The 6,811-nt window shown below is 71.7% G+C and carries 4 protein-coding genes and 1 pseudogene; 3 read left to right on the top strand and 2 right to left on the bottom strand.

Annotated elements, in window-relative coordinates; genetic code table 11:
• Nucleotides 1-15 precede the first annotated feature (15 nt).
• Nucleotides 16-1,884, bottom strand: coding sequence for a dihydroxy-acid dehydratase (gene ilvD, locus NUM_RS18290; RefSeq protein ID WP_207126091.1), 1,869 nt, complete (start codon nt 1,882-1,884; stop codon nt 16-18).
• 381 nt (nt 1,885-2,265) lie between these two features.
• Between ilvD and NUM_RS18295 the strand changes: the two genes are divergently transcribed.
• The 3 genes from NUM_RS18295 to ilvC are packed head-to-tail and all read left to right on the top strand — an operon-like array spanning nt 2,266 to nt 5,675.
• A complete protein-coding gene (locus tag NUM_RS18295) occupies nt 2,266-4,095 on the top strand; it encodes an acetolactate synthase large subunit (RefSeq protein WP_207126092.1) in 1,830 nt (609 codons plus the stop codon).
• Nucleotides 4,092-4,607 (top strand): acetolactate synthase small subunit, encoded by a 516-nt coding sequence (gene ilvN, locus NUM_RS18300; RefSeq protein ID WP_207126093.1) that lies wholly within the window; start codon nt 4,092-4,094, stop codon nt 4,605-4,607. The genes NUM_RS18295 and ilvN overlap by 4 nt, the downstream gene beginning before the upstream one ends.
• A 54-nt stretch (nt 4,608-4,661) precedes the next feature.
• Nucleotides 4,662-5,675: a ketol-acid reductoisomerase gene (gene ilvC, locus NUM_RS18305; protein WP_207126094.1), complete on the top strand. Its 1,014-nt coding sequence runs from the start codon at nt 4,662-4,664 to the stop codon at nt 5,673-5,675.
• A 168-nt stretch (nt 5,676-5,843) separates the two neighbouring features.
• Here the strand turns inward: ilvC and NUM_RS18310 are convergent.
• Nucleotides 5,844-6,811 (bottom strand): annotated as a pseudogene (locus NUM_RS18310) (hypothetical protein); the annotation flags it as partial.

The following is a 6,811-nucleotide window of genomic DNA, read 5'->3' on the forward strand; positions in this document are numbered from 1 at the left end:
CGGGGACGGCGGGGATCAGCGGGCGATCTGGTCCACGTCGCGGTAGGCGCCGTCGCTTGCCGCGGTGGCCATCGCCGCGTACGCGCGCAGCGCCGCGGACACCGTGCGCTGCCGGTCGACCGGCGTGTACGGCCGCTCCCGCGCCTCCTGCGCGGCCCGGCGCTGGGCCAGTTCCGCGTCGTCGACGAGCAGTTCGATCGACCGGTTCGGGATGTCGATCGCGATCTCGTCGCCGGTCTGCACCAGCGCGATCAGCCCGCCACCGGCCGCCTCGGGGGAGATGTGCCCGATCGACAGCCCGCTGGTACCGCCGGAGAACCGGCCGTCGGTGATCAGGGCGCACGCCTTGCCCAGCCCGCGGCCCTTCAGGAACGACGTCGGGTGCAGCATCTCCTGCATGCCCGGCCCGCCCTTCGGCCCCTCGTACCGGATGACGACGACGTCGCCGGGCTGCACGGTCTTGTCGAGGATCCCGGCGACCGCCTGCTCCTGCGACTCGAACACCTTGGCCGGCCCGCGGAACGTCCAGACCTCCTCCGGTACCCCGGCGGTCTTGACCACGCAGCCGTCCACGGCGATGTTGCCGTGCAGCACCGCGAGCCCGCCGTCGGCGGTGTACGCGTGCGCCACGTCCCGGATGCACCCGCCGGTGGCGTCGGTGTCCAGCCGGTCCCACCGGTTGTCGGTGGAGAACGCCTCGGTGGTGCGCACCCCGCCGGGCGCCGCGTGGTACAGCTCGACCGCCTCCGGCGCTGGCTCGGCGGCCCGCACGTCCCAGCGGGACAGCCACTCGTCCAGCGAGTCGGCGTGCACCGCGTGCACGTCACGGTGCAGCAGCCCGCCGCGGTCGAGCTCACCCAGGATGGCGGGGATGCCGCCGGCCCGGTGCACGTCCTCCATGTGGAAGATCTTCCCCGGCCCGGCGACCGACGGCGCCACCTTGGCGATGCACGGCACCCGGCGGGAGACCGCGTCGATGTCGCGGACGCCGAAGTCGAGCCCGGCCTCGCGGGCCGCGGCGAGCAGGTGCAGCACGGTGTTGGTCGACCCGCCCATGGCCACGTCCAGCGCCATCGCGTTCTCGAACGCCTGCCGGCTGCCGATCGAGCGGGGCAGCACCGACTCGTCGTCCTTGCCGTAGTACCGGTTGGCGAGGTCGACGACGGTCCGGCCGGCCCGCTCGAACAGCGCCTTGCGCGCGCTGTGCGTGGCGAGCGTGGAACCGTTGCCGGGCAACGACAGCCCCATCGCCTCGGTCAGGCAGTTCATCGAGTTGGCGGTGAACATGCCGGAGCACGAACCGCAGGTGGGGCAGGCGGAGCGTTCGATCGAGTCGAGCTGGTCGTCGGTGACGGTGTCGTTGGCGGAGGCGATCATCGCGTCGATCAGGTCGATCTTGTCGTGCACGATGCCCTCGATCGCGACCGTCTTGCCGGCCTCCATCGGGCCGCCGGAGACGAACACGGTGGGGATGTTGAGCCGCATCGCGGCGATCAGCATGCCGGGCGTGATCTTGTCGCAGTTGGAGATGCACACCAGGGCGTCGGCGCAGTGCGCGTTCACCATGTACTCGACCGCGTCGGCGATCAGCTCGCGCGACGGCAGCGAGTAGAGCATACCGCCGTGGCCCATCGCGATGCCGTCGTCGACCGCGATGGTGTTGAACTCCTTGGCCACCCCGCCGGCCTCGGCGACCGAGCCCGCGACGAGCTGGCCGAGGTCCTTGAGGTGCACGTGGCCCGGTACGAACTGGGTGAAGCTGTTCGCGATCGCGACGATCGGCTTGCCGAAATCGTCGTCGGTCATCCCGGTGGCGCGCCACAGTGCCCGCGCGCCGGCCATGTTGCGTCCCGCGGTGGAGGTCCGCGACCTCAGTTCAGCCATGGCGGCCAGTCTGTCACGCGGAACCCGGTGGCGGACACGGACCCGGGCCCCTCGTTCCACCAATCGGGACACTTACTGAACCCTCATTCAGCATTCAACGAGCGTGCGAACCAGCGGATCTGCCCAGCGAGAAGTGGCGTGAACCACGATGTGAGACAGGTTGACGGGAGGCCTGGGATGCGTCAGAGTTAGCCCATGCAGTCGAGTCGGCACGTCCTCGTAGTACTTATTTAGCGCACCGTCACTCCGGTGACGGTGCGCGGCCTGTGTGCGTGAAGCACGCGGGCCTTCTTTTTGCCTTCGGACGGCCGCCCGCCGCCGGGGGCCGTGGCCCGAAGCACGCCGTCCACCAGCTCACCCGTCAACCCGGATCGGACTGCGATGACGAAACCCGCAACAGGCCCGGCGGCCAGTCGAGCCGCCCGCCCGGCCCCCCGCCCCGGTGGTGCCGGTACCAGCACCCCCATGACCGGCGCCCAGGCACTCATCGCCGCGCTCGAGGCGCTGGACACCGAGGTCGTCTTCGGGATCCCGGGCGGCACCATCCTGCCGGCCTACGACCCGCTGTTCGACTCCACCAAGATCCGGCACGTACTGGTCCGGCACGAGCAGGGTGCCGGCCACGCCGCCGAGGGGTACGCGCAGGCCACCGGCAAGGTGGGCGTCTGCATGGCGACCTCCGGGCCCGGCGCGACCAACCTCGTCACGCCGCTGGCCGACGCGTACATGGACTCGGTGCCGGTGGTGGCGATCACCGGGCAGCAGAGCACCGCGCTGATCGGTACCGACGCGTTCCAGGAAGCCGACATCTGCGGCATCACGCTGCCCATCATCAAGCACAACTACCTGGTCAAGGACCCGGCGGAGATCGCCCGGGTGGTCGCCGAGGCGTTCCACCTGGCGCTGTCCGGCCGGCCCGGCCCGGTGCTGGTCGACATCCCGAAGGACGTGCTGCAAGCGCAGACCACGTTCAGCTGGCCGCCGGCGCTGGACCTGCCCGGCTACCACCCGACGACGCACCCGCACGGCAAGCAGATCGGCCAGGCGGCCCGGCTGATGCGTACCGCCCAGCGGCCGGTGTTCTACGTCGGCGGCGGGGTGCTGAAGGCGCACGCCACCGACGAGCTGCGGGCGCTGGCCGAGCTGACCGGCATCCCGGTGGTGACCACCCTGATGGCGCGCGGCGCGTTCCCCGACTCGCACCCGCAGCACCTGGGCATGCCCGGCATGCACGGCTCGGTCAGCGCGGTGTACGGGCTGCAGCGCAGCGACCTGATCGTCGCGCTCGGCGCCCGCTTCGACGACCGCGTCACCGGTCAGCTCGACTCGTTCGCCCCGGACGCGACCGTCGTGCACGCCGACATCGACCCGGCCGAGATCGGCAAGAACCGGCACGCCGACGTGCCGATCGTCGGCGACGCCAAGTGGGTGCTCACCGAGCTGCTGACCGCGATGCGCGCCGAGATCGCCGAGAACGGCGGCGAGGGTCCGGAGCTGTCCGCCTGGTGGACCCAGCTGCGCGACCTGCGCGAGCGGTACCCGCTGGGCTACGAGGAGCCGTCCGACGGCACGCTCGCCCCGCAGTACGTGATCAAGCGGCTGGGCGAGCTGGTCGGCCCGGACGCGATCTACGTCGCCGGCGTGGGCCAGCACCAGATGTGGGCGAGCCAGTTCATCTCGTACGAGAAGCCCGGCACGTGGATCAACTCCGGCGGTGCCGGCACGATGGGGTTCGCGGTGCCCGCGGCGATGGGGGCGAAGGCCGGCCGGCCGGACCGTACCGTCTGGGCGATCGACGGCGACGGGTGCTTCCAGATGACCAACCAGGAGCTCGCCACCTGCGCGCTGGAGGGCATCCCGATCAAGGTCGCCGTGATCAACAACGGCAACCTGGGCATGGTCCGGCAGTGGCAGACGCTGTTCTACGACGGCCGCTACTCGCACACCGACCTCGGTACCCACAAGCACCGGGTGCCCGACTTCGTCAAGCTGGCCGACGCGCTCGGCTGCGTCGGGCTGCGGGCCGAGTCGGCCGACGACGTGGACGCCACGATCAAGCAGGCGATGGACATCGACGACCGGCCGGTGGTCGCCGAGTTCGTGGTCGGCAAGGACGCGATGGTGTGGCCGATGGTGCCGCCCGGCGTCGGCAACGACGACATCCTGTTCGCCCGGGGTGTCCGCCCCGCCTTCGATGAGGACGACCTATGAGTACGCACACCTTGTCAGTACTGGTGGAGGACAAGCCCGGCGTCCTGGCGCGGGTGTCGGGGCTGTTCAGCCGGCGCGGGTTCAACATCGACTCGCTCGCGGTCGGCGAGACCGAGCAGCCGGGCATCTCCCGGATCACCATCGTGGTCAACGTCGAGTCCTCGCCGCTGGAGCAGGTCACCAAGCAGCTCAACAAGCTCGTCAACGTGCTGAAGATCGTCGAGCTGGAGACCGATGCCTCGGTACAGCGCGAGCTGCTGCTGGTGAAGGTCCGCGCCGACGTGCAGAGCCGCACCCACGTGATGGAGGCGGTGCAGCTGTTCCGCGCCAAGGTGGTGGACGCCTCGCCGGAGGCGCTGACCATCGAGGCCACCGGTACCGGCGACAAGCTGGAGGCGCTGCTGCGGATGCTGGAACCGTTCGGCATCAAGGAGATGGTGCAGTCCGGCCTGGTCGCGATCGGTCGCGGCGCCCGCTCCATCACCAGCCCCACCCTGCGCAGTACGGCCTGATCCGGTTGCGCAGCACAGATTTGCCAACAGAGCAGTTCCGAGGAGAGGGAAACGATGGCCGCTGAGGTCTTCTACGACGACGACGCCGACCTGTCGGTGATCCAGGGCAAGAAGGTCGCCGTGATCGGGTACGGCAGCCAGGGGCACGCGCACGCGCTCAACCTGCGCGACTCCGGTGTCGACGTCCGGATCGGCCTGCCGGAGGGCTCCAAGAGCCGGGTGAAGGCGGAGGAGCAGGGCCTGCGGGTGCTCACCCCGGCGCAGGCCACCGCCGAGGCGGACCTGATCTCGATCCAGGCGCCGGACACCGTGCAGCGTTCGCTGTACGCCAACGACATCGCGCCGAACCTGGCGGCCGGCAAGACGCTGCTGTTCAGCCACGGCTTCAACATCCGGTACGGCTTCATCCAGCCGCCGGAGGGCGTCGACGTGGTGATGGTCGCGCCGAAGGGCCCGGGTCACCTGGTGCGCCGGCAGTTCGCCGACGGCAAGGGCGTGCCGGACCTGGTCGCGGTCGAGCAGGACGCCACCGGCAACGCCTTCGCCACCGCCCTGTCGTACGCCGCGGCGATCGGCGGCGGTCGCGCCGGCGTCATCAAGACCACGTTCACCGAGGAGACCGAGACCGACCTGTTCGGCGAGCAGGCCGTCCTCTGCGGTGGTACCTCGGCGCTGGTCCAGGCCGGGTTCGAGACGCTGACCGAGGCCGGCTACCAGCCGGAGATCGCCTACTTCGAGGTCCTGCACGAGCTCAAGCTGATCGTGGACCTGATGTGGGAGGGCGGCATCGCCCGGCAGCGCTACTCCTGCTCCGACACCGCCGAGTACGGCGATCTGACCCGCGGTCCGCGCATCGTCGACGCGCACGTCAAGGCGGAGATGAAGAAGATCCTGGGCGAGATCCAGGACGGCACCTTCGCCAACGAGTGGATCGCCGAGGACGACAACGGCCGGCCCACCTTCACCAAGCTGCGCGAGGAGGGTGCCCAGCACCCGATCGAGGTGGTCGGCAAGCAGCTGCGCTCGATGATGAGCTGGGTGGACCGGCCCATCACCGAGACCGCCTGAGCCGTACCGACCCGGACGGGGCCGCGCTACCGGTGCGGCCCCGTCCGCCGTCTCCGCCGGCGCCCGGTCGTCGGTCGCGGGGCGGTCGGTCGCAGGGCGGTCGGTCGTGGGGCGGTCGGTCGTGGCAGGAGCGGTCGGGGAGCCACCGACCGGGTCGTCCCGGCCGGATCAGTCCTGGCCGGGGCGGTCGGGGGAGTCCCGGCCGACGAAGCCGACCGGGCCGGACCGCGAGCCGCTCCGGCCGCCGCGGACGTGCCGACCGACCCGCTTCACCTTGGCCGGCCGGCGGGTCGTGCGCCGCTGGGCCGGCCGGAGCCGGGCCACCACCCGACTGCGCAGCCGTGGCCCGAACCGCAGCCGGTCGGGCAGCTGGACCCGCCGTCGCCACCGCCAGCGTCGCGGTGCCGGCCGGCCGCGCTGCCACTCCCGGCCGCGCGCGGTCAGCCACCGCCGCACCCGGCGGCGGCGCAGCAACAGCACCATGATCAGCGCCAGCGCCGTGAACAACAGCCACACCGTGCCGATGACGCTGATCAGGACACCGGAGCCGACCGCACCGCTGATCAGCAGTACCCCGCCGAGCACCGAGAACGCGGCACACAGCAGCGGCAGCAGCGGGCTGCCGCGCTGGATCAGCCGGATCCCGCCGAGCACCGACAGGATCGCCACCACGAACGTGCTCGCCGCCAGTGCCGGGTGGGCGCGGGTGGCGAACAGCGCACCGGTCGTCGCGAGCATCGGTACGGCGAGGATCCCGCACAGCACGCCGGCGGCGGTCGCCGATCCGGGTGGCTTTCCCGCCGGCTGCACCGGCGTCGCGCGAACCAGCCGGCGTACGTTGGCCGGCTGCAGCCGGGCCACCGCGAGCTGCCCGCGCCGGGCCGTGCCGGCCGGTGGCAACAGCTCGTCCTCGCCGTCCTCGTCGGTACCGGCGTCCCCGGCCGGCGCGCCGCCCGGATCGCTGTCCCGCGGCCCGGACCAGCCGTTCGCCGAGCCGCCGGCGCGTGGCGGCGCGGTACCGGGGTCGTCCGACCCGGTCCACCGCGCACCGCCGGCCGGCTGCTCGTCGTGCGCCGCGCTCGGCGGCGGGCCACCGAACGGGCCGGGCGGTGGGTCGCCGTCCGCCCAGCTGGGCC

The organism is Actinocatenispora comari, from assembly GCF_017312725.1.
GTDB lineage: Bacteria > Actinomycetota > Actinomycetes > Mycobacteriales > Micromonosporaceae > Actinocatenispora > Actinocatenispora comari.

Bases quoted from the DNA above. Each gene is read 5' to 3' on its own strand.
- NUM_RS18295 (WP_207126092.1), top strand. From the start codon at position 2,266: ATGACGAAACCCGCAACAGGCCCGGCGGCCAGTCGAGCCGCCCGCCCG.
- ilvN (WP_207126093.1), top strand. From the start codon at position 4,092: ATGAGTACGCACACCTTGTCAGTACTGGTGGAGGACAAGCCCGGCGTC.
- ilvD (WP_207126091.1), bottom strand. From the start codon at position 1,884: ATGGCTGAACTGAGGTCGCGGACCTCCACCGCGGGACGCAACATGGCC.
- ilvC (WP_207126094.1), top strand. From the start codon at position 4,662: ATGGCCGCTGAGGTCTTCTACGACGACGACGCCGACCTGTCGGTGATC.